Source organism: Candidatus Methylopumilus planktonicus, from assembly GCF_006364715.1.
In the GTDB taxonomy this organism is placed as follows: Bacteria; Pseudomonadota; Gammaproteobacteria; order Burkholderiales; family Methylophilaceae; genus Methylopumilus; species Methylopumilus planktonicus_A.
In genome coordinates this window covers 12,128-35,541 of the sequence record NZ_CP040984.1, presented here as the reverse complement: position 1 = coordinate 35,541, position 23,414 = coordinate 12,128, and the positions used below count along the sequence as shown (strand labels likewise).

Sequence of the window (23,414 nt, the reverse complement as noted above, 5' to 3'; positions counted from 1 at the left end):
TTATACCTTGACTCTTTCATTTGCATGACTTAGCCAGCGCTTTAAATGAAGATGAGAGGCTTCTGGATAATCTTCTAATAATTGATCAGCGATCGTTTTAGCTTCTTCTAATAATTTAAAATCGCGATTGAGATTTGCAATACGTAACATAGGCACTCCACTTTGTCGCACGCCTAAAAATTCTCCAGGCCCTCTTATATTTAAATCCTCTTGGGCAATGATGAAGCCATCCGTATTTTCAAAAATCACTTTGAGTCTCTGTCTTGCAAGATCTGATAATTTTTTCTGGAACAATAAGATACATGTGCTTTTTAGTGTGCCGCGTCCTACGCGTCCTCGAAGCTGGTGTAATTGTGAAAGCCCCATGCGCTCAGCATTTTCAATGATCATTAATGTCGCATTGGGAACATCAACACCCACTTCAATTACTGTAGTTGCTACTAGTAATTGAATGCCTCCCTTCACAAAATCAGACATGACTTTTTGTTTTTCTGATGATTTCATTCGCCCATGGACTAAGCCTACTTTTAAATCTTTAAAATGAGACTGCATATTTAAATACGTTTCTTCAGCAGTTTGAAGTTGCAACACTTCACTCTCTTCAATCAAAGGGCATACCCAGTAAACTTGGGCTCCGGCATGACATACCTCATGAACTCTCTTTAAAATTTCATTGCGTCGATCCTCTGAGAATAGTTTTGTCACAATCGCTTCGCGACCTTTAGGTAATTCATCAATAACGGATACATCAAGATCTGCAAAAAAACTCATGGAAAGTGTTCTGGGAATGGGCGTAGCACTCATCATTAGCTGGTGCGGCTCAATTGCTTTATTTAATTCACCTTTTTTTCGTAACGCTAATCTTTGTTCAACACCAAATCGATGTTGTTCATCAATAATACTTAAGCCTAACTTTTTAAAAATGACATGGTCTTGAAAAAGTGCATGTGTACCCACTACAATATTTGCTTCTCCGGATTGGGTCATACTTAAAGAAGTCTCTCGGTCTTTTTTTGACTGGCTACCTGTTAGCCATGCAACTTTTATATTTAAAGGGATTAACCACCCGGTCAGTTTTCGATAATGTTGTTCCGCTAAAATTTCAGTAGGCGCCATAAAAGCTACCTGACTTCCATTTTCGATCACTTGTAAAGCTGCGATTGTTGCTACTACTGTTTTACCGCTGCCTACATCACCCTGTAAAAGTCTTTGCATCGGATAATTTTTTTCAAGATCATTTTTAATTTCTTGAACGACTTTTTTTTGCGCTCCGGTTAACTCAAATTCAAGCTTATCCATAAAAATAGTTGTGAGTTTATTTTTGGCTTTTAATGGCGTAGCTGTGAGTGCTCGCCTTATTAAATAATTAGACCTTAAAGATAATTGTTGCGCTAAAAATTCATCAAAGATAATTCTTTGATAAGCTTTGCTTGTGAAAGTCTCATGGCTTGTAACTTCTTTAAAATCTTTTGGGTGGTGAATGCTTTTTAAACTTTCATAAAGATTTGGTAAGCGCAATTTCTCATAAATCGTTGGTAAAAATGAATCTTTTAAATAATTTTTTAAGTCAAAGTGAATAAATAATTTGTGAATCGCATCTTTAACTGTTTTTTGTCCCACGCCTGCAACCAATGAATAAATCGGTGTTAATACGTCTGGTAATAGATCACCTTCTTTTATCGGTTTGCATTGGGGATGAATCATCTCGAAGGCAAATAAATTATGGCGTGCTTCTCCTAAAACACGAATACGAGAGCCTGTCTCAAACATCTTCATTTGGCTTGGATAAAAATGTAAAAATCGAAGCTGTAAACTACCAGATACATCTTTGACTTGTACGATAAGCATTTTTTTAGGTTTATAAACAATTTCAGCTCTAACAACTTCTGCTTCTATTTGAGATAGTACGCCCATTTGAATATCACAAATAGGTGTGACAATCGTTTCGTCAATATAACGAATGGGAAGATGCATGACTAAACTAAAGACATCTTCAAGGCCCAACTTTTTGAGCTTATTTAATACTGAAGGGGTAAAGAGCTTAAGCTCAGCTAGAGAAGTCAGATTGAAATACTCTTATAGTTTAAATAACAACAACACCATCAGCTTCGATAAGTGCATTTCTAGGTAATGATGCAACACCTACTGCAGCTCTTGCTGGATAGGGCTTTGTAAAATATTCACCCATGACCGTATTGACCAAAGCAAAATGCGACAAATCTGTTAGATAGATATTAATTTTAACGATGTCACTTAATTGAGCGCCAGAAGCCTCAACGACTGATTTTAAATTCTTAAATACTTGATGGATTTGTGCCTCAATGCCCTCAACTAACTTCATAGATTCGGGATCGAGTGCAATTTGTCCTGACAAGTAAATAGTATTACCTGTTTTGACCGCTTGAGAATAGGTACCAATCGCTTCTGGGGCATGTTTAGTTTGAATAATTTCTTTTGTCATTTCTTAAATCTTTCTTTTTTTAATAAGTTGCTTAGAAGGTTTTCATCTTGACGCGGCTAATTCTAGAAATATCACTAATCTTTCTTAAGTTTCGCATGAGATCTGCCAAATGAATACGGTTATGCACTTGCACAATAAAGTTCACATTTACAAAATGTCCGCCATCAGGTTCTTCAACATTCACATTATCAATATTTGAATCTGATTCTGCAATCACGGATGAAATTTTAGCGAGCATTCCACGCCCATTTAATACCATAATTTGTAAATTGACTTTGAATAATCGATCTGGACTAGGGTCCCACTCAACATCAAGCCATTTATCAGGATCAAGTTTAAATTTACGAATCGCTAAGCAATCATGAGTGTGAACAACAAGTCCTTTATCTTTGTTAATAAATCCTAAAATAGGATCGCCTGGAATTGGATGACAGCATGTTGCCAATTGAATCGCCATGCTTTCAGAGCCTTTAATAGTGATGACATCTAATTGCTTATGCTTGCCCTTAACATGACTCACGCCATCCATAAAACTAATCAATTGATGAGCCACCATCACGTTCATACGTTTTCCCAAGCCAATTTCAGCCAAAATCTCTTCTTTGGTTTTAACGCCATAATCACTGATTAATTTTTTCCAATGAGATTCTTTGACAGATGAAGGGCTGATATGAAGTGCCTTGAGTGCTTGATTAAGCATGCCTTCGCCAAGTCTTGAAGACTCTTCTGATTCAATCGATTTTAAATATTGTCTAATATGTGATCTTGCTTTTCCTGTAATCACAAAGTTAAGCCATGCAGGATTAGGTTTAGCTAAAGGGGCTGTAATAATTTCTATGTGATCGCCATTATGGACTTCAGCACGAAGAGGAACGAGCTCTTGATTGTATTTTGCAGCTACACAACAATTACCCACATCACTATGCACCGCGTATGCAAAGTCAACAGCAGTTGAACCTTTTGGTAATGCTAGTATTTTTCCTTTAGGAGTGAATACATAAACCTCGTCAGGGAAGAGATCGACTTTTAAATGCTCTAAGAATTCCAGCGAATCGGCACTATCTGATTGAATTTCTAAAAGACGTTTTAACCATTGATGTGTTTGTTGTTGAAGTTCAGTCAAGTGTGCGTCTTTGGTTTTATAAAGCCAATGCGCTGCAACACCTGCTTCTGCCAGTTTGTGCATTTTTTCACTACGAATTTGTACTTCAATGGGTGTGCCGAAAGGTCCAAATAAACTTGTATGTAGCGATTGATAGCCATTCGCTTTTGGAATGGCAATGTAATCTTTAAATTTGCCTGGAAGAGGTTTATATAAGCTATGTAATGCGCCTAGTGCAGAATAGGCATCATTCGCTTCTTTTACAATAATCCTAAAGGCATAAATGTCATTGATTTGTGCAAAAGACATGCTTTTTTCGCTCATCTTTTTATAAATGCTATAAGTATTCTTCTCTCGCCCCGAAACCTCAGTATCCATTTTTATTTCAGTTAATTTTTGATGGATCGCTGCTGTAATTTTCTCAACGACTTCACGACGATTACCTCGAGAAGCTTTCATGGCTTTTTGAATCGCGCGATAGCGCATGGGATAGAGGTATTTAAAACTTAAATCTTCAAGCTCTTGATAAATGCTATTTAAACCTAATCGATTTGCAATAGGCGCATAAATATCGTGAGTTTCTTGCGCGATACGTTTTTGTTTTTCAGGTCTTAAAACATCTAACGTTTGCATATTATGAAGACGATCAGCTAACTTGACTAAAATGACACGGACGTCATTTGACATCGCCAATAACATTTTTCTAAAATTTTCGGCTTGAGCTTCTGTCGCATCTTGAAATTCAATTTTATCGAGTTTGGATAAACCGTCGACTAGCACGGAGACTTGTTTACCAAATTTCTTTTCAATTTCTTTATTGGTAATAGTCGTATCTTCAACAACATCATGAAGAAGAGCCGCAAGAATCGTAGGGGCATCAAGATGAAGTTTAGCTAAAGTACATGCCACAGCAACAGGGTGGACAATATAAGGCTCACCACTTCTTCTCGATTGGCCGTGATGTGCTTCTTCGCTAAATCGATAGGCATCCCATATCTTCTGGATGTCTTTCGTTTTTAAATAAGCTTTAAGAAGGATTGTGAGTTCAGACGCTTCGTTATCGACGGGCAGTAACGGAAGTGGCGGTGTTTTTTGAGCATCCGCTTTATTAAAATGAGCGGTACTAGCCATGGTCTTGTTCTCTAGAGGGGGCTTTAAGCCCTGTTTAAGAATTTAGTATGTTGTTTTTCTATTTAAGATATCAAGACCGACTTTACCTGCTGCGATTTCTCTTAATGCTAATACCGTAGGCTTATCTCTTAAGCCATGAGTGCTCACTAATGCTTCAGCACCATTGGCTAATTGCCTTGCGCGGTAAGCGGCAGCTAAAGTAAGTTTAAAGCGATTAGGAATCATCTCTAAACAATCATCTACTGTAATTCGTGCCATGTTATTTCTCCAAATTTCAAGTCAAGTTTTTAATTAAGTGGCTATGTCGTGTGAGCTGAATATGACACATCAATCGAGTGGATCGAATAATGGCCATAAGATCGTGGAGCGCTACTTCAAAGTCATCATTGATTGTAACATAATCGAACTCATCTACATGGCTCATCTCTTCTCGCGCAACCGCAAGTCTCATGGCAATCGTCTCTTCACTGTCGTGTCCGCGGCTGTTTAATCTTTCTGCGAGTGTTTCAACAGAAGGTGGCAGTACAAAGATTGAAACAGCCTCCTTAAATTGGGCCTTTAGAGCCTGGGCACCTTGCCAGTCGATTTCTAAAATGACGTCTTTCTTTTGATCGAGAATAAACTGCACTGATTTTTTACTTGTGCCATACATACTGCCATGGCATTCAGCGGATTCTAAAAACTCACCTTTACTCTTCAAATCTAAAAAGGTCACTTCATCAACAAAATGATAATCCCCGCCATCGACTTCACCTGGCCTGGGTTTGCGGGTTGTGTGAGATACAGAAGCTTGAAGATCTTTATCTTTATTTAATAGAGCTTTTACAAGAGTCGTCTTGCCGGCACCGGAAGCTGCTGCAATAATAAATAAATGGGCTTGGCTCATAAATATTCTTTAGTCGTTATTATTCAATATTCTGAATTTGTTCGCGCATTTGCTCAATCAAAACTTTTAAATCAACGGATATTTGTGACGTTTTAGGTGAAATGGATTTCGAGCCTAAAGTATTCGCCTCACGATTTAGTTCTTGCATCATAAAGTCTAGTTTTTTACCAATAGCGCCATCGGTTTTAAGTAAACGCCTGACTTCATCGATATGGGATGTAATACGATTAAGCTCTTCATCAATATCCATCTTTTGAATAAAAATAAGAAACTCTTGCTTCAATCGATCATCATCGATCGCAATCAAAGCTTCCTTAAACTTATTTTCAATTTTAGTTTGATAATCTTTGATTAAAACGGGTAATATTTTTTTAGCTTCACCTACAAGCAATTCAATATCTTTTAATTTATCCAATAAAATCTTTTGTAATTTTTCACCTTCGCGAGCTTTAGATAATTGAATCTCTAATAAAGCTTCTTTGAGGTTTTTTTTAAGATCTTGTTCAAGCAAATTCATATCCACTGATTGATCGTGCATGATCTCGCTCGTTTTTAAGATATCGAGCGCATTAATCGGTTGCACATGGGGGAAATGTTTTGCAATTTCATCGACTGAACTAGCGAGTTGTTTTAACTTCACCGGATCTACATTTTTAACATCAAGCGCATGTGTTTTAGATTTGAAATAGATTCTGCAATCTACTTTACCTCTTTTAATTTCGGCTGATATCAGGTCGCGCATCATGGGTTCGAATGACCTTAAAGATTCATCCAATTTAACCTGGAGTTCTAGATATCGATTATTTAAAGACCGAAATTCAAGGAGCAAAATACCTTGCTGAGTATCTGCTTCTTTAAAAGAAAAACCGGTCATACTTAAAGCCATAAGGTATCCAATTCAATGTTTAAGAGCCATTTTATCAATCTATAGTTGCATTTGCGACTAAAACCTTTAAATGACAAGATATCAATCAATTAAAGCTAGCTTATAATGACGACTTCTATCGAGGAAGAAGACTATGAGATTAAATCAACGCGCTCACAACCAATTAAGACCGGTTGAAATTATTAGGCATTACACAAAACATGCTGAAGGCTCCGTCTTGATTAAATTCGGTGATACGCATGTGCTTTGCACTGCAAGTATTGATGAAAAAGTCCCTTCTTTTTTAAAGGGTCAAAGTCAAGGTTGGATAACAGCTGAATATGGCATGCTGCCAAGATCGACAGGATCTAGAATGGATAGAGAAGCGGCACGTGGAAAACAATCCGGTCGGACTCAAGAAATACAACGTCTTATTGGACGGAGCTTACGCGCGATTATTGATTTAAAAAAACTGGGCGAACGTACCATTCAAATTGATTGTGACGTTATTCAAGCCGATGGTGGCACACGCACAGCCAGTATTACGGGAGCTTATGTCGCAGTGCACGATGCCATTAAACATTTAATGGATAAAAAACTGATTTCAGAATCGCCGCTCATTGATTATGTGGCAGCCATTTCTGTAGGGCTCCACCAAGGAAATCCACTATTAGATTTGGATTACAGTGAAGATTCAAGTTGTGACACAGACATGAATATCGTGATGACAGGCTCGGGCGGTTTTGTGGAAATTCAAGGTACTGCAGAAGGTAACCCTTTTTCGCGGGAAATGATGGGCCAAATGTCTGACCTTGCAGCGCAGGGTATTAAAGAACTCATTCAATTACAAAAAAACGTTTTAAAGTAATTTCATGAAGAATCAAATCGTCATTGCAACAAGCAATGCCAAAAAACTCACCGAAATTCAATCGATCTTAGATGATATGAATCTTGAGATACTTCCTCAATCGCATTTTAAAATTGATGCCACTGAGGAGCCTTTCCATACCTTCCTTGAGAACGCGCTGATTAAAGCTAGGCATGCAAGTCGTTTATCAAAACTACCTGCAATCGCAGATGATTCAGGGATATGCGTGGATGCGCTCGATGGAAAACCTGGCGTTTTATCTGCTCGATTTGCAGGAGAGCCTTCATCGGATCAAAAAAACAATGAAAAACTTTTAAAAAGTTTAGAAAACGAGTCAAATCGAAAAGCGCATTACACTTGTGTCATTGTATTTGTAAAACATGAATTTGATCCTGAACCTATTATTACTGAAGGTATCTGGCATGGAGAGATTTTAAAATCACCCAGAGGCTCTGGGGGGTTTGGTTATGACCCGTTATTTTTAGATCATATGACTGAAAAAGCTGTGGCAGAATTACCATCGGACATTAAAAACCGAATTAGTCATCGCGGACAAGCGTTACATAAACTTAAATTGAAATTGAATCAGATATATGGATAAATTAAAAAATAAATGGCCTGCTTGGATTCGTGACGATAAATCATTAGTGTCGTGTACAGAAAAAATTAAGGTCATGAAAGAAAACTTTGATGAATTAAAGCAGCTTTCTCAAGATGCCATTGAAGATGGCCTTTTAATGGAAGTATCTGAAAAGCAGATGAAAGAAGCACTTCATCAAATGGTTGATGATCTTATTAATCCATACTTAAAAAATAAATAAGTCTTCTATGAGTCAAACATCAAGACTCGCCATGCCACCCCCACTCTCGCTTTATATTCACATCCCTTGGTGTGTCAAAAAATGTCCCTATTGTGATTTTAATTCACACGAACATAAAGAATCTCAAAACTTTACTGATTTAGAATCCATGTATGTGGATGCACTTATCAAGGATCTTGAATATTCATTACCTAAAATTTGGGGCAGAAAAATTCATTCCATTTTTTTTGGTGGTGGTACACCCAGTCTTTTTAGTGGAAAAGCTATTCAGAAAATTTTAAGTCAGGTTCGTGCACTGACGCCTATTTTGTATGATGCCGAAATTACACTTGAAGCTAATCCAGGCGCGATTGATAGCAATCATTTTGAAGCATACAAAGAAGCTGGCGTCACTAGAGTATCTTTAGGGATTCAATCATTTAATGATGTCCATCTCAAAGCATTAGGTCGAATCCACGATAGCAGTGAAGCCAAAAAAGGCATTGAAATTGCCATGCGTCATTTTGATGCAGTGAATTTAGATTTAATGTATGCATTACCTCACCAAACATTGGATGAAGCGATAGACGATGCTAAGACTGCGACCTCTTTTTATACACAGCACCTATCTTTTTATCATTTAACGATTGAGCCTAATACATTCTTTTTTAAACACCCGCCCAAATTACCGCTCGATGATGAGAGTGCAGAAATGCAAGAAACTATTGAAGGTATTTTAAGCCAGCATGGCTACGAGCATTATGAAACCTCTGCTTTTGCAAAACCTAAATCACAATGCGAGCATAATCTTAATTATTGGCAGTTTGGCGACTATCTTGGTATAGGCGCAGGTGCGCATAGCAAACTAACCTTTCATGACAAGATGAGTCGCGAGAGTCGTTATAAAAATCCAAAACAATATATGGAAAAAGTAGTCACACAACATATGATTGAATCAGAAACAATCATTCATGAAAGTGATTTGGCTTTTGAATTTATGATGAACCACTTACGTCTTATCGATGGATTTAGTATTCAAAGCTTCGAAGATAAAACGGGTTTATATATTTCAGCTATCGATAAAGAACTCAAAGCTGCGATAGATAAAAAACTGATTACTATGGATCATGAGATGATTAAACCAACGCTTTTAGGTCAGCGATTCTTAAATGACCTATTGAGTATTTTTTTAAAGTAGAATGAAATTATGAAATTTGCAAAAATAAATAACGAACTTACCGTCTCTGATCAAATCACGATTGAAGACTTAAAAGAAATTCAAGCGCAAGGCTACAAAACTATTTTTTGTAATCGCCCTGACCAGGAATCCGAAGGACAACTAACGTTTTCAATTATTGAAAAAGAAGCTCAAAATTTAGGTATCAAAGCCATCCATCAGCCTGTAATTGGCGGGCAAATTTCAGATGATGATATTGCTCAATTTGGCAGCTCTTTTGAGTTGGCTCAAAAGCCTATCTTTGCTTATTGCCGCACTGGCACAAGATGTTCAATGCTTTGGGCACTTTCGCATGCAAAAACCTTGCCTATTGATGAAATTTTAAGCAAAGCCCAGATTGCAGGCTATGACTTATCTCCGATAAAAGACCGTCTAAACTCCCTTAAATAGACATGAGTGTATCTAAACAGTATCTGAGTATTCATGATCACAGCCGGGAATTAAGTGGTCTCAAATATATCTATTCTGTTATTTCAAGACGTGCTGGCGGCTTATCGATTGGCGTTAACTTAAATGTAAATAATGCATGTAATTGGCAATGCATTTATTGTGAAATTCCAAATCTTACCCGTGGCTCACCGCCACCCATTGAGCTTGATGTGCTTGAAGATGAACTACGTTTTTTTCTTCATGAAATTATTCACGGCGATTACATGGAGAAAAATGTAGCAATTGAGGATCGTCATTTAAAAGACATTGCTTTTTCAGGCAATGGAGAGCCTACAAGTGCGGAAGAATTTCCACAGGTTATTTTAATTGTTAAAAAGATACTGGAAGAATTTAACTTACTTCATAAGATTAAAATTCGTTTGATTACTAATGGAAGTTTAATGCACAAAGAATCTGTGCTTGAAGGAATTCAAGTGCTTGCAAAAATGAACGGGGAAGTCTGGTTTAAGGTCGATGCTGCGCTAGAAGAAAATTCTAAAGTAATTAATCAAGTTAATATAAAACCACAACAAGCGATTGATCGATTAAAACGTTGTAGTGAAATATGTCCTACATTTGTTCAAACATGTATTTTTACCATCGACAATAAAGAACCTAATAATAAGGAGATTGACGCATATATTAAACTTATTGATAGTGCCAAGAAAAGTATCAAAGGTGTTCATTTGTATGGAATTGCGAGACCATCCATGCAGCCAGAAGCTTACCGTCTTGGTAGGGTAAATATTAATGTATTAGAGAATATTGCAGACCAGCTTCATAATAATGGGATCGAATCAACAGTGAGTTATTAAAACTTTTTAACCTTTGGAAATTTATGATGATTGAATGGACTTTTATAATAAAAACGACAATCGCTATGATAGCAATTGTTGACCCCCCAGGCTGCTTACCGATTTACTTGAGTTTAACGAGCCAACATAAAAAGATTAATAAAAAAAATGTAGCCAAGATGACAGCTTTAACTGTCTTTATCATTCTTGTAGTTTCACTTTTTCTCGGAGATAAAATCTTAAATATCTTTGGCATTTCTATGCCAAGTTTTCAGATTTGCGGCGGTATACTTCTTCTGATCATGGCCATATACATGATGTTAGGACGAAATCAAGTTATGGAATCTACACAAAATAATAAGTCAGAAAAAGAATTAATTGCCTTTGTCCCACTTAGTATTCCTCTCTTAGCAGGGCCCGGCGCGATTAGTAATATGATTATTGCTGCTCACCAAGCCCCTAATTTTGTAAATCTATCTTTTCTAGTGCTGCCATGTATTTTCGTGTCTCTAACAATTTGGCTTACCTTAAGTTTTGCTGAAAGCATCTCTAGAGTGATTGGTGCAGTAGGTACTAAAATAGTGACCCGTGTCATGGGTTTACTTTTAGGTTCCATGGCGATTGAGTTCATTACGCGGGGCGTATTAGATATTATTGCGTAATGCTTTATGAAGCAAATTCGTAAACTTAAGTTACGCTCTCAGACACATTACGCTCTTTTCCGTGCTGACTTGCCTTTTAAACCCAAAGTGGAAAAAGATAAAACAAAGTTTAAAAGACAGTCAAAACATAAAGCTAAACTTGATTAGCTATTTTTTCTTTTTATTCTTTTTAGTTCCACATGCTGCCCAGCAGACCATTTTGCCATCTCTAAAACCATAGCGAGCAATGATAAAAAGAATTGTAGCTAAAAAAACTTGTTGGAATATAAAAATAGGCACATTAAAAGTTGTCACACCGTCATAGACACAGTGATATTCGTATGCTGCAGTTGGAACGTAAGAAAAAGACAAAGCAAAGACTAATAAAGCTAATATATTGTAAGTACATTGTTTCATTTTTGAGCCCTTAGATATTTAAAAATGTTTAAATTATAAAAAATCTAATATATAGTATTTTTTACTTAAATTAACATAAAATTTAAAGAGATATTCATGTCAAACGACCATCATTCGGACCACTCTGAAACACACTTTACCTCAACAGCAGTAGTTCGCGATATCGTTATTGGTATGGCGGACGGACTGACTGTTCCATTTGCTCTGGCTGCAGGCTTATCTGCAGCTGTTGATTCATCAGCGATTATTGTAACAGCAGGTCTAGCTGAAGTTGCGGCGGGCTCAATTGCAATGGGCCTGGGTGGTTATCTTGCCGGAAAAACAGATATTGAACATTATGATTCTGAATTAAAACGTGAAGCCCATGAAATTAAGCATTTGCGTGAGCATGAAATTTTAGAAGTCCAGGAAATACTTTCAGAATATGGACTCAAAGGGAGTGCGCTTAAAACAGTTGTTAAGTCCATCACTTCTAATCGTGAACGCTGGCTAAAATTCATGATGAAATTTGAATTAAATTTAGAAAGGCCTGACCCAAAAAGAGCAATGATCAGTGCGACTACTATTGCAACCTCTTATATTATAGGTGGGCTAATTCCCTTGATGCCTTATTTCTTTATATCTGACATCATGTCCGCACTAAAAATGTCAGTCATTGCCACAAGTATTGCACTCGTACTTTTTGGTTGGATTAAAGGTCGCTTTACTGGCGTGAATCAAGGACGTTCGGCGATGCAAACACTTGTGATTGGTGCCTTAGCTTCTTCGGCTGCTTTTGGCTTAGCTCATCTATTGTCATAAAACTTTCGTATATTTAAATCTCTCTTACTCATTGATTTAATTGTAAAATAAGGCCTTAGAAGAAACGTTCGTTTCCATGTTTTATTTTTAGAATTGGGGCTTTACTTGCAACAGCTTTTTTTGTCATCTAGATCTGTTTTACTTATCGGTTTTCTATTATTTTCTTTAGTTGGCTGTCAAAAACCTCCAGAGCAAAGTGGCATGCCACCTAATTTTGTTTTGCCCGTGACCATGCTTGAATCCATACCTGTATCGATGCCTATTACAGCCGAAGCTGTAGGCCAAACAGAGGGAGCTAAGGAAGTTGAAATTAGACCTCGTGTTGGCGGTATTTTATTAAAACGAAAATACAATGAAGGTTCTCCGGTTAAAGCGGGTCAAATTTTATTCAATATTGATCCCGAGCCCTATAAAATTGCTTTAAATCAAGCGCGCGCGCAATACAATCAGAGCCTTGCACGAGCTGAACAAGCAAAGCGCGAAAAAAAACGTTTAGAAGGTTTAATTGAATCTCAGTCCATAAGCCAGCGTGAATTTGATAATGCATCATCAGATGAATCAATTAGTGTCGCAGCTCTCGCTCAAAGTCGAGCAAATTTAAAACAGGCGGAGCTTAATCTTTCTTATACCAATGTCACTGCTCCTGTCGATGGTATTTCTGGTCGCTTTCAATTTTCTGAAGGTGCTCTCATTTCTGCAAATACAAGCCTGCTTACGACATTAGCTCAAGTGAATCCAATTTGGGTGCGATTTAGTTTTTCAGATAATGAGCTTAAGCAATTAGGTGGCGCATTAAATGAAAAAAATATTCAAGAAGTTTCAATCACTCTTTCCGATGGGAATGAATACCCGAAGAAGGGCAAAATAAATTTTGCTGCAAGCGAAATCAATCCATCACTTGGCACTCAAGAACTCCGAGCAACATTTGAAAATAATGAGCGTCAAATTTTACCCGGCCAATTTGTTCGTGTGCGGGTGACTACAGGCAAAAAAGATGGTGTATTTTTATTGCCTCAATTAGCTGTTCTTAATTCTGATCAAGGTAAATTTGTATTTGTCGTCAATGAAAAAAATCAAGCCACACCTCGCCCTGTTATTACAGGCGAATGGAAAGGTAAGGATTGGGTTATTCTAGGCGGTCTCCAAGCGGGCGATAAAATCATTATCGATAATCTTATTAAAGTTCGTCCTGGCATGCCTGTCACCAACATGCCTAACTTCAAAAAATAATGAGTAAATTTTTTATCACGCGGCCTATTTTTGCTGCGGTAATCTCAATCATTATTGTCTTGGCTGGTATTGCAGCTGCGCTTAAATTATCCATTGCACAATATCCACAAATCGCACCACCTACAGTCATTATTACTGCTAACTACCCAGGTGCAAGTGCTGAAACACTTTCGAAAACAGTTGCAGGCCCTATTGAAGAACAATTAAGCGGTGTTGAAGGCTTGCTTTATTTTAATTCAACCACTGATTCTAGCGGCACACTAAACATCACCGCGACTTTTGAAATTGGTACAAATATTAACCAAGCAACTTTCAATGTAAGCAACCGTGTCAACATTGCAGCTCCTCGCTTACCAGAAACAGTAAGACGTTCGGGTGTGGTTGTGCAAAAAAAATCAAACGATATTCTTTTAGTTGTGATGCTGACATCAAATGACAAACAATTTGATCCACTTTATTTAAGTAACTACGCAACTCTTAATGTTTTAGATGAAATCAAACGTGTTAAGGGAGTAGGTGACGCCAATATATTTGGTGCGCGTGATTACTCTATGCGTATTTGGCTTAAACCAGATCGTATGGCGCAACTTCATGTCACCACTTCAGACATTGCTGCAGCAATTCAAGGTCAAAATGCGCAATATGCCGCTGGTAAAATTGGTCAAGAGCCTTCTTTAAGTGACCAACAGCTCGTATATACCGTGAATGCAAAAGGCCGCTTGCTCGATCCTAATGAATTTGGAAATATTATTATTAGAGCTGGTGGGCCTAACGGTATTCTTTATCTTAAAGATATTGCGCGGGTCGAATTGGGTTCACAAACTTACGATATTAATACAACGTTAAATGGTAAACCAGGCGTAGGGATTCCTATTTTCCTTCAAACAGGAGCTAACGCACTTGACACAGCGAAGGGCATTAAGGAAAAAATGGCTGAACTTAAAGGACGCTTTCCTAAAGGGATGGATTTCGAAATTCCTTATGACACAAGTAATTTTGTAAAAGCTTCCATGAAAGAAGTATTTAAAACGCTGGGTGAAGCAATGCTTCTTGTGGTGATTGTTGTATTTCTATTTTTACAAAACTGGCGCGCCACTTTGATTCCTATTATCGCCGTGCCTATATCTCTGATAGGTACTTTTGCAGGCCTATATCTTTTTGGTTTTTCAATTAACACACTGACGCTTTTTGCCATGGTCTTGTCTATAGGTATCGTGGTTGATGACGCCATTGTCGTTTTAGAAAATATAGAACGCTTAATGGCAGAAGAAAAACTTACTCCAATTAAAGCTGCTATTAAATCTATGGAACAAGTCTCTGCTGCTGTCGTTGCCATTGTATTAGTGTTATGTGCTGTATTTGTACCAGTCGCATTTATGGGCGGTATTGCAGGGGAGCTCTATCGTCAATTCGCTGTAACTGTGGCTATTGCTGTTGTAATATCTGGAGTTGTAGCTCTGACACTCACTCCGGCGCTCTGTGCCATTATCTTAAATCCAAAATCCATCCATTCAAAAATTTTTGATCGTTTTAATAATGGGTTTAATCACTTAACTCATTTTTATATTAAAGTTGTTAAGGGCACTTTGCATCATCGTTTAATTGGTGGCATGGTTTTTGGTGGCATTGTCATCGCCTCTATTTTTCTTTTTAAATTCACACCTACTAGCTTTATTCCCTCGGAAGATCAGGGCTATGTCATTACAGCGGTGATGTTAGCGGATGGCGCTACAATTAGTCGCACTTCTAAAACAACAGAAGCCGTGCGTTCCGCAATTGCTAATGATCCTGCAAGTGCTTTTCAGTTTGCTGTAAATGGGTATGATCTGATTGGAGGTGGCAACAAATCAAATGCAGCTACGATATTTGTGAGATTAAAAGACTGGGCCGAAAGAGAAAGCTCCGCGAATGATATTGTAAAAAAACTTTTTGGTATTGGTATGATGCAACCCGATGGACTTGCCATTGCATTTAACCCTCCTTCAATTCGTGGGTTAGGTAGCTCGGGTAGCATGGAAACTTATATCCAAAGTAGAAGTGACACTGATCCATTACGTTTATTTGCTGCAGTCAATTTATTTGTCGAAGCGCTTAAGAAAGAACCTCGCCTTTCAGGTGTTAATACTTTTTTTAGACCTACCGTACCGCAACTTTTTATTGAAGTAGATGAGGCTAAAGCGATGAGCTTAGGTATTCCTATTTCAAGTATTTATGACACCCTGCAAAGCACCATGGGCTCACTATATGTTAATGACTTTAACAAATCAGGCAGAACATACCGTGTTCAGCTTCAAGCAGATGCAAACTATCGAATGAAGCCAGATGATCTCGGAAAAGTATATGTTCGATCAAATACAGGAGCTATGATTCCTCTCTCAGCAATTAGCAAAGTCAATAGTATTTTAGGTGCTGAACAACTCGAACGTTTTAACGGACTTCTCTCAGCAAAAGTATTAGCAGGGGGTTCGCCTGGCGTCAGTTCGGGCGATACCATTAAGCTTGTTGAAAAAATTGCAAAAGAAAGTTTACCTGAAGGCTATCAAATGGCTTGGACAGGTCAAGCCTATCAAGAAAAGCGAACAGGCTCTGCAGCGCTCTTTGCATTTGGTTTTGCCATTATTATGGTATTCCTAATTTTAGCCGCACAATTTGAAACGTGGGCGCTTCCTCTTGCAGTAATTATGGCTGTACCATTTGCCCTGACTGGCGCTCTCATTGCCGTCATGATCCGCGGTATGCCAAATGATATTTATTTTCAGATTGGCTTAATCACCTTAATTGGTCTTGCTGCTAAAAATGCAATTTTAATTGTGGAATTTGCGAGTCAAAAAATGGAAGAGGGCATGCCCGTCATGGAAGCTGCGGTTGAAGCTGCACGTCTCAGATTTAGGCCTATTGTAATGACATCGATGGCATTCGTTTTTGGTATTGTCCCTCTTGTTGTCGCAACAGGTGCAGGTGCTGCGGCACGTCAATCTATGGGAACAGGTGTCTTTGGGGGCATGATTTTAGCAACCTTTGTTGCTACGATTTTTATTCCACTCTTTTTTGTCTGGTTAACTGGAAATCATATTCGTCATCATGGTCATATAGATGAGGATAAAAAATAAAATGATGATGCGCTTTATTTTCCTTTGCTTGTCTTTTAGTCTCATAAGCTGCACTCTAGTTGGGCCTGACTACAAACGTCCAGAAATTAACTTGCCTAACGCTTATCACAATGAAATCAGTAAAGATAATGTAGTTGCGGATTTAAATAATTGGTGGAAGCTTTATCAGGACCCAGCGCTTGATGAGCTAATGGACAAAGCATTAGATAAAAATGTAGATGTTAACGCCGCGATTGCACGTCTAGAAGAAGCTGATGCATACCTAAAACAAATAGGAGCGGCTTTGATACCCTCGGTAGATTTAACGTCTCAGGGAAATCGGACTAAAGCCACTGAAACTGGTATTGTGCCCTCAAATTTTGTAAAACCTTTTCGTAAAAATTTCAATATTCAACTCGGCACATCATTTGAGCTAGATTTTTGGGGAAGATTACGTCGAGCGAAAGAATCAGCTCGTGCTGAATATATTTCATCTCAATATTCAAAAGACACTGTGGTATTAAGTTTACAAAGTACTCTTGCAAGCAATTACTTGTTATTGCGAAGCATCGATTCACAAATATTGGCTTTAAAAGATAATGTTGGATATCGTAAAGAAAATTTAGAGCTAACTAAAAAGCGCTTAGAGAGCGGTCTTATATCAGCGCTCGATCTTCATCAAGCAGAAGCAGCTTTTAATAATCTATCTGCTCAGCTAAGTGATCTTATTCGTCAACGTGAAGTCATTTCGAATCAACTTATTCTTTTGTCAGGCAATATGAATTTAAATATTCCTGAAAATAGATTGGACACTTTGGTCACGCCTCCAATACCTCCGGCTAATATGCCCTCATCACTTTTAGAATCAAGACCAGACATTAAAGAAGCTGAACAAATAATGATTGCGGCGAATGCCAATATTGGTGTGGCTAAAGCTGCACTTTTTCCAAATATTATTCTTACAGCAAATTTCGGAAGAGAGAGTGCTGAATTAAAAAATGTTAATAAAACTGGTTCAGACATATGGGGAATAGGCTTAGGCTTAACGCTTCCAATTTTTGACTCAGGAAGAGCACAAGCAAGAGTGAGTCAAGCAACAGCCAAACAAAAACAAGCGCTTAGCTATTACGAATCTTCTATACAGAATGCTTTTAAAGAAGTAAATAATGCACTTGTATCTTTAAAAGAATACACCGAGCAAGAAAATGATTTAAAACTCACACAAGATGCGGCGAAGAAAGCTATGGATATTGCATCGAACCGATATAAAGCAGGTTATTCAAGTTATCTGGAATATCTTGATGCTCAGCGTGTATTCAATGATGCGTCGATTGCTTATATTCAAAAAAGGCAGTTAAGATTAATTGCGAGTGTTGAGTTATTTAAATCTTTAGGTGGGGGTTGGTCTGTAAAGTTAGAAAATAGTTAAAACTATTATTGTTTCAATCTTTTTTTAGCTTTTTCGATCGATTTTTTGACTTGCTCAAAAGATGTGCCGCCAATATGATTTCTCGATTTAATTGAACCCTCGAGGGTTAAATAGCTATAAACATCGTTTGAAATTATTTTACTAAATTTTTTCAATTCATCTATCTTAAGTTCTGATAAATCACATTTCTTTTTAATAGCTGCATTTACGGCTTTTGCCACAATCTCATGCGCATCTCTAAATGCCACACCCTTGATCACAAGATAATCGGCCAAGTCTGTTGCAGTTGCGTAACCTTTTAAAGCAGCTTCTTTCATATTTTTTTCATTCACCGAAATGCTTTTAAGCATGTCCGCATAAATGGTGAGTACATCTAAAATAGTATTTGCAGTATCAAAAAGAGGCTCTTTATCTTCTTGGTTGTCTTTATTGTAGGCAAGTGGTTGCGCTTTCATAAGCATAAGAAGGCTCATTAAATGGCCTGTGACTCTTCCTGTTTTTCCTCTCACCAATTCGGGCACATCTGGATTTTTTTTCTGGGGCATGATGGATGAACCGGTACAAAATCTATCAGCAATTTCAACAAATCCAAACATAGGGCTCGACCACATGATGAGCTCTTCTGAAAATCTTGATAAATGGGTCATGAGTAAAGATGCTACAAAAGTAAATTCAATTGCAAAATCTCTGTCTGAAACTGCATCTATTGAGTTCTCGCACAAACCGTCAAATTTAAGTTTTTTAGCAACCTTATTTCTATCGATAGGATAGCTTGTGCCAGCAAGGGCTGCTGATCCTAAGGGTAATTGATTCATTCTTTTTCTTGCGTCTTCAAATCTTGTCAAATCTCTTTGTAACATTTCATAATAAGCCATCAAGTGATGGCCAAAGGTTACAGGCTGTGCGATTTGGAGATGAGTGAATCCAGGCATAACTGTTTTTTGATGCTTATCAGCTAACTGAACAACGGATAACTGAAGTGTTTTAATTTTTTGGATCGTTTCATCTATGGTTGCTCTTAACCATAATCTCAAATCAGTTGCGATCTGGTCATTTCTGGATCTTCCTGTATGTAATTTCTTACCAGCTTCACCGATTTTATCAGTCAATCTTTTTTCAATATTCAAATGTACGTCTTCTAAATCTATAGACCATTTGAAGGTGCCGGCTAAAATTTCTTTTTGAATGCTTTGTAATCCGCTTTGAATCGCTTTTAAATCTTTTTGTGTGATAATTTTTTGTGCGGCAAGCATTTCAGCATGAGCCAGCGAGCCTTCAATATCATGCAGACCTAGTTTGTGATCAAACCCAATAGAAGCTGTAAATCTTTTGACGAGTTCAGTCACAGGCTCACTAAATCTGCCTGACCAATTCGCTTTTTTCATATCTTTTTTAGCCATAATGAAAGTATATGCTAAAGCTTATGATTTTCTAAATTTTCAATGGCCTAGCTTATGATAAAATGACACATTCGTTTTAAATTCAAATATGACCCATCCTACACACATAACCATCGCAACACGCGAAAGTGAGCTTGCAATATGGCAAGCCGAATATATCAAATCGGAACTTGTATCTTTATATCCAAGATTAGAAGTCACTATTCTTGGCATGACGACTCAAGGTGATAAAACACTTAATAAATCTCTCTCTAAAATTGGTGGCAAAGGTCTTTTCATCAAAGAACTAGAAGTCGCATTACAAAATAAAGAAGCTGATATTGCGGTGCACTCACTTAAAGACTTACCCATGCATTTGAGTGAAGAGTTTATGATTGCTGCGATTGGCAAGCGAGAAGATGCAAGAGATGCATTTATTTCTAATGATTTTGGGGCGCTCGAAATGTTGCCACCGGGAAGTATTGTAGGCACCTCAAGTCTTCGCCGACAAAGCCAGTTACAACGGCGGTTCCCTGAGCTTGTAATTGAGCCATTACGAGGCAATCTCCAAACACGCTTAAGAAAACTCGATAAAAAACAATATCACGGCATTATATTAGCCGCGGCGGGACTCATTCGACTTAAATTAAAAACACGTATTCGACAGTACATGTCCCCTGAGAATTCAATTCCTGCTGTTGGGCAAGGCGCACTTGCTATTGAGATATTAAAAGTGCGTTCGGATCTTGTTGAACTATTAAAACCTCTGCATCATCAAGAGTCGGCTTACTGCGTTTTAGCAGAGAGAGCTATGAGTAGAACTTTAGGTGGCAGTTGCAACGTGCCCTTAGGCGCCTACGCAATTATTGAAAATAAAATACTCAAGCTTCAAGGTTTTGTAGCTTCCATAGATGGAAAAGAAATGATTAAAGATAGAATTGAAGGTTCTATTGAAGATGCTGAAAAGCTTGGCGAAAAGCTTGCGAAGCAACTTCTTGATCAGGGTGCCGATAAAATTTTAGCGAGTCTTGTTATATGAGTAAAAAAGAACTCCATCAAACCGGTATTGTCATTACTCGGCCTTCTCATCAAACTGGAGAGATCAAAGCCTTGGTCAATGATCATCAAGGGCATCCTATCGAATTTCCTTTGCTTGAAATTCAATCAAAAAGTCAAAACGAAACTTTCCAAAATATCGTTTTAAAATTGAATGATTATGATTGGGCTATTTTTATTAGTTCTAATGCGGTGCAGTTTGGTATGCCAGCAGTCAAACATGCTTTTCATACATTACCCGAATCAACAAAGTTTGCAGCTATTGGCCCCTCCACTCAAAAAGCATTGAAATTATTTGATGTAAATCATGTACTCATACCAGATGAAAACTTCGATAGCGAAGGTTTACTCGCTACCGAAGAAATGAATGATATTAAGAATAAAAAAATTGTGATCTTCAGAGGCGAGGGTGGCCGAGAAACTTTAGCTGAAACATTAAGAGCGCGTGGCGCTGAAGTTACTTACGCAGAATGTTATACTCGCACGTTTCCGCAAACTAATTTAGATTTACTTAAAACTTTCTCTGAAAAAATTCATATTTCAGCAATTCTTATTACAAGCTCTGAGGCATGTAAGGAGTTTATTCGTTTAAATCGCTTAAAAGATATGAGTTTTTTAAAGGACGTACTTTTTATAGTCAATCATCCGAGAATGGTAAATGTTCTTGAGAGGGAGTCTTTTATGACTTTTTCATCGGACGAGCCTTCTGATCAATCTATGATGAAAAAGCTCTTAGAGACAATCGATCACTAATTTTAGATTTCTCGCGTGCTCTTTTAAGATTTTGTTTTTTCACTATTACAAAGTCGTTTTAATTAAACATTACTTAATTCGCAAGTCCTTTCGGCTTCAAGGAACTTTTCCTGAAAAGTTAAGTCACTATTACTGAGTTATACTTTTGGTAGATAAAAATTATAGCTCATGTATAATTCGCGCAAATCGTGATTTATGCACGATTCATGTGTGTCACGATTGTTACAGTTTGATACACATTTTATTTAATTTAATATTTAAGGAAATTACATGTCAAAGTTATTCGCTTCATTAGTTGCAGGTTTATTCGCGCTTTCATTAAATGCATTTGCTGCTGACGCTGCTAAACCAGCTGCTGATGCTAAAGCTGCTCCAGCTGCTAAACCAGCTGCTGATGCTAAAGCTGCTCCAGCTGCTGATGCTAAAGCTGCTAAACCAGCTGCTGATGCTAAAGCTGCTAAGTAATTTGCTTATCAGTACTGAAGAAAAAGGCGCTTTTAGCGCCTTTTTTTATGCCTGTTTATTTTTTTACGGGCGCTGCAAACGTAAAAGCATCCGAATAAAACTCATCCTCCGGTAGCCCTGCTTTAATAAATGCCTTATGTGCAACTTCTACCATCTGAGGAGCGCCACAACAATACAATTGGTAGTCATTAAAATTTACAAAATCCTTTAATACAGCTTCATGCACTAATCCATTGCGCCCATGCCAAGCATCTTCTTGAAGCGATTCAGACAATACAGGAATGTATTCAATATGCGAAAATTCATTTGCCCATTTTTTGCATAATGAATCCATATATAAATCTTCCAGTACGCGAGCACCACGATAAAGCTTGATAGGTCTCTGCATGCCTTTTTGAATAGACTCTTCGATCATGCCCTTAATCGGTGCAAAGCCCGTTCCGCCAGCTACAAAAATAATAGTTTTTTTAGAATCTTCGCGTAAGTAAAAATTCCCGAAAGGTCCTTCTACACGAAGAATAGATTTTTCTTTCATTTCTTTAAATACATATTCTGTAAATTCGCCACCTGGAATCAGTCTTAGGTGAATTTCAAGCAAGGAAGACTCGTGAGAAGGACTCGCAATAGAAAAAGCGCGTCTTTTTCCATCTTTGAGTAAAAATTCTAAATATTGGCCCGCCACAAATTGAAGCTTATCTGTACTCGGTAGCTTTAACTTCATAAGCATCACATCATGCGTAAGAGCCTCTAATGATTCAACACGTACCGGAAAAATTTTAGGTCTAATATTATTAGTAATCGCTAATTCCTTTATTTCGATGGTTAAATTTTCTAAAGCGATGGCTCTACAAAATAATGTCATGCCATTTTTAATTTCATCTTCTGAAATAACTGATGATTGATAATCTTCTAAATGTACTTTTCCTTCAACCACTTTACCTTTGCATGCGCCGCATGCTCCATTACGACAACCATAAGGTAGATGAACACCTGCATCTATAGCGGCCTCTACAATGGTTTGACTTCCTTTAGCTTGAAAGACATGGCCACTTGGTAAAAGTTTTATGGTGTAACTCATTATTTTAAAAGCTCATCATCGCGACGATACTCACCTTCGATCACATCTTCTTCTGAAGGATTAATATCTTGAGAAGCGTTATTTTTAATAGGAATAAGCAACAATATGACTGCAAAGAGATCTGTAATTACGCCGGGAATAATAAATAAGAGACCTACAAATAGATTACGAGCACTTCCAATCATGACTTTAATTGGGTTACCACCTTGGCTCATTGCTCCCATAAACTTTGCAAAAACTAATTGTTTTTCTTCTTTAATTAATCGCCAACCAAGATAACTGACTAAAACCATATAGAGAAAAAACCACCACCCATAAAGGGCGCTTAGTTTAAAAATACCCCATATCTCAATGACTGGGAAGGACAATAAAAGAATAGTAAAAAGTAATCGCATTGGGTTATTCTATGAATCTAGTTAGAATTATATGTAATAAATGATCGTTGTGCTTAAGAGCTTTTTTGAATAATACTTAAGGAACGATTTTGTGACAAATTAACTCCA

The 23,414-nt window shown here is 37.6% G+C and carries 25 protein-coding genes; 15 read left to right on the top strand and 10 right to left on the bottom strand.

Translation table 11 applies throughout. From position 1 onward, the window contains the following. Genes recG through FIT63_RS00150 form a run of 6 tightly spaced genes read right to left on the bottom strand, consistent with a single transcriptional unit; the run spans position 1 to position 6,466 of the window. Complete coding sequence (recG, locus tag FIT63_RS00175) at positions 1–2,064, bottom strand: ATP-dependent DNA helicase RecG (RefSeq protein WP_140006074.1); 2,064 nt, start codon at positions 2,062–2,064, stop codon at positions 1–3. Positions 2,065–2,083: 19 nt separating this feature from the next. After that, on the bottom strand, positions 2,084–2,461 hold the full coding sequence (locus tag FIT63_RS00170) for a RidA family protein (RefSeq protein ID WP_140006073.1): 378 nt from the start codon (positions 2,459–2,461) through the stop codon (positions 2,084–2,086). Positions 2,462–2,492: 31 nt separating this feature from the next. After that, a complete protein-coding gene (locus tag FIT63_RS00165; protein ID WP_140006072.1) occupies positions 2,493–4,694 on the bottom strand; it encodes a RelA/SpoT family protein in 2,202 nt (733 codons plus the stop codon). 42 nt (positions 4,695–4,736) lie between these two features. Continuing rightward, positions 4,737–4,952, bottom strand: a complete 216-nt coding sequence (rpoZ, locus tag FIT63_RS00160; RefSeq protein WP_046486627.1) for a DNA-directed RNA polymerase subunit omega — start codon at positions 4,950–4,952, stop codon at positions 4,737–4,739. A gap of 16 nt (positions 4,953–4,968) precedes the next feature. Then, on the bottom strand, positions 4,969–5,580 hold the full coding sequence (gene gmk / locus FIT63_RS00155; protein WP_140006071.1) for a guanylate kinase: 612 nt from the start codon (positions 5,578–5,580) through the stop codon (positions 4,969–4,971). Between the two features lie 19 nt (positions 5,581–5,599). After that, positions 5,600–6,466: a YicC/YloC family endoribonuclease gene (locus FIT63_RS00150; RefSeq protein ID WP_140006070.1), complete on the bottom strand. Its 867-nt coding sequence runs from the start codon at positions 6,464–6,466 to the stop codon at positions 5,600–5,602. Positions 6,467–6,599: 133 nt separating this feature from the next. On the opposite strand from FIT63_RS00150, the gene rph reads away from it, so the two are divergent. From rph to FIT63_RS06795, 8 genes are read left to right on the top strand one after another with little or no spacing between them, the layout of a single operon-like run. Beyond that, positions 6,600–7,313 carry a ribonuclease PH gene (gene rph / locus FIT63_RS00145; RefSeq protein ID WP_140006069.1) on the top strand — a complete coding sequence of 238 codons (714 nt, stop codon included), beginning with the start codon at positions 6,600–6,602 and terminating at the stop codon, positions 7,311–7,313. 4 nt (positions 7,314–7,317) lie between these two features. Further along, positions 7,318–7,914: an RdgB/HAM1 family non-canonical purine NTP pyrophosphatase gene (gene rdgB / locus FIT63_RS00140; protein WP_140006068.1), complete on the top strand. Its 597-nt coding sequence runs from the start codon at positions 7,318–7,320 to the stop codon at positions 7,912–7,914. Continuing rightward, entirely contained in the window at positions 7,907–8,134 is a 228-nt protein-coding gene (locus FIT63_RS00135; RefSeq protein WP_140006067.1) for a hypothetical protein, read from the top strand. The genes rdgB and FIT63_RS00135 overlap by 8 nt, the downstream gene beginning before the upstream one ends. 7 nt (positions 8,135–8,141) lie before the next feature. Beyond that, the gene (gene hemW, locus FIT63_RS00130) at positions 8,142–9,311 is read left to right on the top strand and encodes a radical SAM family heme chaperone HemW (protein ID WP_140006066.1); all 1,170 of its coding nucleotides are present in this window, start codon (positions 8,142–8,144) and stop codon (positions 9,309–9,311) included. Positions 9,312–9,320: 9 nt separating this feature from the next. Next, a complete protein-coding gene (locus FIT63_RS00125; protein ID WP_140006065.1) occupies positions 9,321–9,740 on the top strand; it encodes a protein tyrosine phosphatase family protein in 420 nt (139 codons plus the stop codon). A 2-nt stretch (positions 9,741–9,742) separates the two neighbouring features. After that, positions 9,743–10,594, top strand: a complete 852-nt coding sequence (locus FIT63_RS00120; protein ID WP_140006064.1) for a radical SAM protein — start codon at positions 9,743–9,745, stop codon at positions 10,592–10,594. A gap of 23 nt (positions 10,595–10,617) precedes the next feature. Then, a complete protein-coding gene (locus tag FIT63_RS00115) occupies positions 10,618–11,235 on the top strand; it encodes a MarC family protein (protein WP_223259242.1) in 618 nt (205 codons plus the stop codon). A gap of 6 nt (positions 11,236–11,241) precedes the next feature. Beyond that, the gene (locus FIT63_RS06795; protein WP_189340914.1) at positions 11,242–11,382 is read left to right on the top strand and encodes a hypothetical protein; all 141 of its coding nucleotides are present in this window, start codon (positions 11,242–11,244) and stop codon (positions 11,380–11,382) included. On the opposite strand, the gene FIT63_RS00110 is transcribed toward FIT63_RS06795, so the two are convergent. After that, positions 11,383–11,631 carry a hypothetical protein gene (locus FIT63_RS00110; RefSeq protein ID WP_140006063.1) on the bottom strand — a complete coding sequence of 83 codons (249 nt, stop codon included), beginning with the start codon at positions 11,629–11,631 and terminating at the stop codon, positions 11,383–11,385. Between the two features lie 96 nt (positions 11,632–11,727). Here FIT63_RS00110 and FIT63_RS00105 point away from each other — a divergent pair, with 96 nt between their 5' ends. The 4 genes from FIT63_RS00105 (at position 11,728) to FIT63_RS00090 (ending at position 18,180) form a co-directional block, all read left to right on the top strand. Continuing rightward, the gene (locus tag FIT63_RS00105) at positions 11,728–12,432 is read left to right on the top strand and encodes a VIT1/CCC1 transporter family protein (RefSeq protein WP_140006062.1); all 705 of its coding nucleotides are present in this window, start codon (positions 11,728–11,730) and stop codon (positions 12,430–12,432) included. A 105-nt stretch (positions 12,433–12,537) separates the two neighbouring features. Then, complete coding sequence (locus FIT63_RS00100; protein WP_223259915.1) at positions 12,538–13,662, top strand: efflux RND transporter periplasmic adaptor subunit; 1,125 nt, start codon at positions 12,538–12,540, stop codon at positions 13,660–13,662. Continuing rightward, positions 13,662–16,772 carry an efflux RND transporter permease subunit gene (locus tag FIT63_RS00095; protein ID WP_140006061.1) on the top strand — a complete coding sequence of 1,037 codons (3,111 nt, stop codon included), beginning with the start codon at positions 13,662–13,664 and terminating at the stop codon, positions 16,770–16,772. Before FIT63_RS00100 ends, FIT63_RS00095 begins: the two co-directional genes overlap by 1 nt. Beyond that, positions 16,756–18,180, top strand: coding sequence for an efflux transporter outer membrane subunit (locus FIT63_RS00090; RefSeq protein ID WP_223259914.1), 1,425 nt, complete (start codon positions 16,756–16,758; stop codon positions 18,178–18,180). The genes FIT63_RS00095 and FIT63_RS00090 overlap by 17 nt, the downstream gene beginning before the upstream one ends. A 5-nt stretch (positions 18,181–18,185) precedes the next feature. Here FIT63_RS00090 and argH read toward each other — a convergent pair whose 3' ends face one another. Beyond that, positions 18,186–19,580, bottom strand: a complete 1,395-nt coding sequence (gene argH / locus FIT63_RS00085; RefSeq protein ID WP_140006060.1) for an argininosuccinate lyase — start codon at positions 19,578–19,580, stop codon at positions 18,186–18,188. Positions 19,581–19,668: 88 nt separating this feature from the next. On the opposite strand from argH, the gene hemC reads away from it, so the two are divergent. The 3 genes from hemC (at position 19,669) to FIT63_RS00070 (ending at position 21,833) form a co-directional block, all read left to right on the top strand. Beyond that, positions 19,669–20,598: a hydroxymethylbilane synthase gene (hemC, locus tag FIT63_RS00080; RefSeq protein WP_140006059.1), complete on the top strand. Its 930-nt coding sequence runs from the start codon at positions 19,669–19,671 to the stop codon at positions 20,596–20,598. Then, the gene (locus tag FIT63_RS00075; RefSeq protein WP_140006058.1) at positions 20,595–21,368 is read left to right on the top strand and encodes a uroporphyrinogen-III synthase; all 774 of its coding nucleotides are present in this window, start codon (positions 20,595–20,597) and stop codon (positions 21,366–21,368) included. Before hemC ends, FIT63_RS00075 begins: the two co-directional genes overlap by 4 nt. Positions 21,369–21,638: 270 nt before the next feature. Beyond that, entirely contained in the window at positions 21,639–21,833 is a 195-nt protein-coding gene (locus tag FIT63_RS00070) for a hypothetical protein (RefSeq protein WP_140006057.1), read from the top strand. Between the two features lie 55 nt (positions 21,834–21,888). Here FIT63_RS00070 and FIT63_RS00065 read toward each other — a convergent pair whose 3' ends face one another. Together FIT63_RS00065 and FIT63_RS00060 are read right to left on the bottom strand one after the other, a co-directional pair. Further along, complete coding sequence (locus FIT63_RS00065; protein ID WP_140006056.1) at positions 21,889–22,911, bottom strand: CDP-6-deoxy-delta-3,4-glucoseen reductase; 1,023 nt, start codon at positions 22,909–22,911, stop codon at positions 21,889–21,891. Further along, on the bottom strand, positions 22,911–23,306 hold the full coding sequence (locus FIT63_RS00060) for an FxsA family protein (protein ID WP_140006055.1): 396 nt from the start codon (positions 23,304–23,306) through the stop codon (positions 22,911–22,913). The genes FIT63_RS00065 and FIT63_RS00060 overlap by 1 nt, the downstream gene beginning before the upstream one ends. Positions 23,307–23,414: the final 108 nt, after the last annotated feature.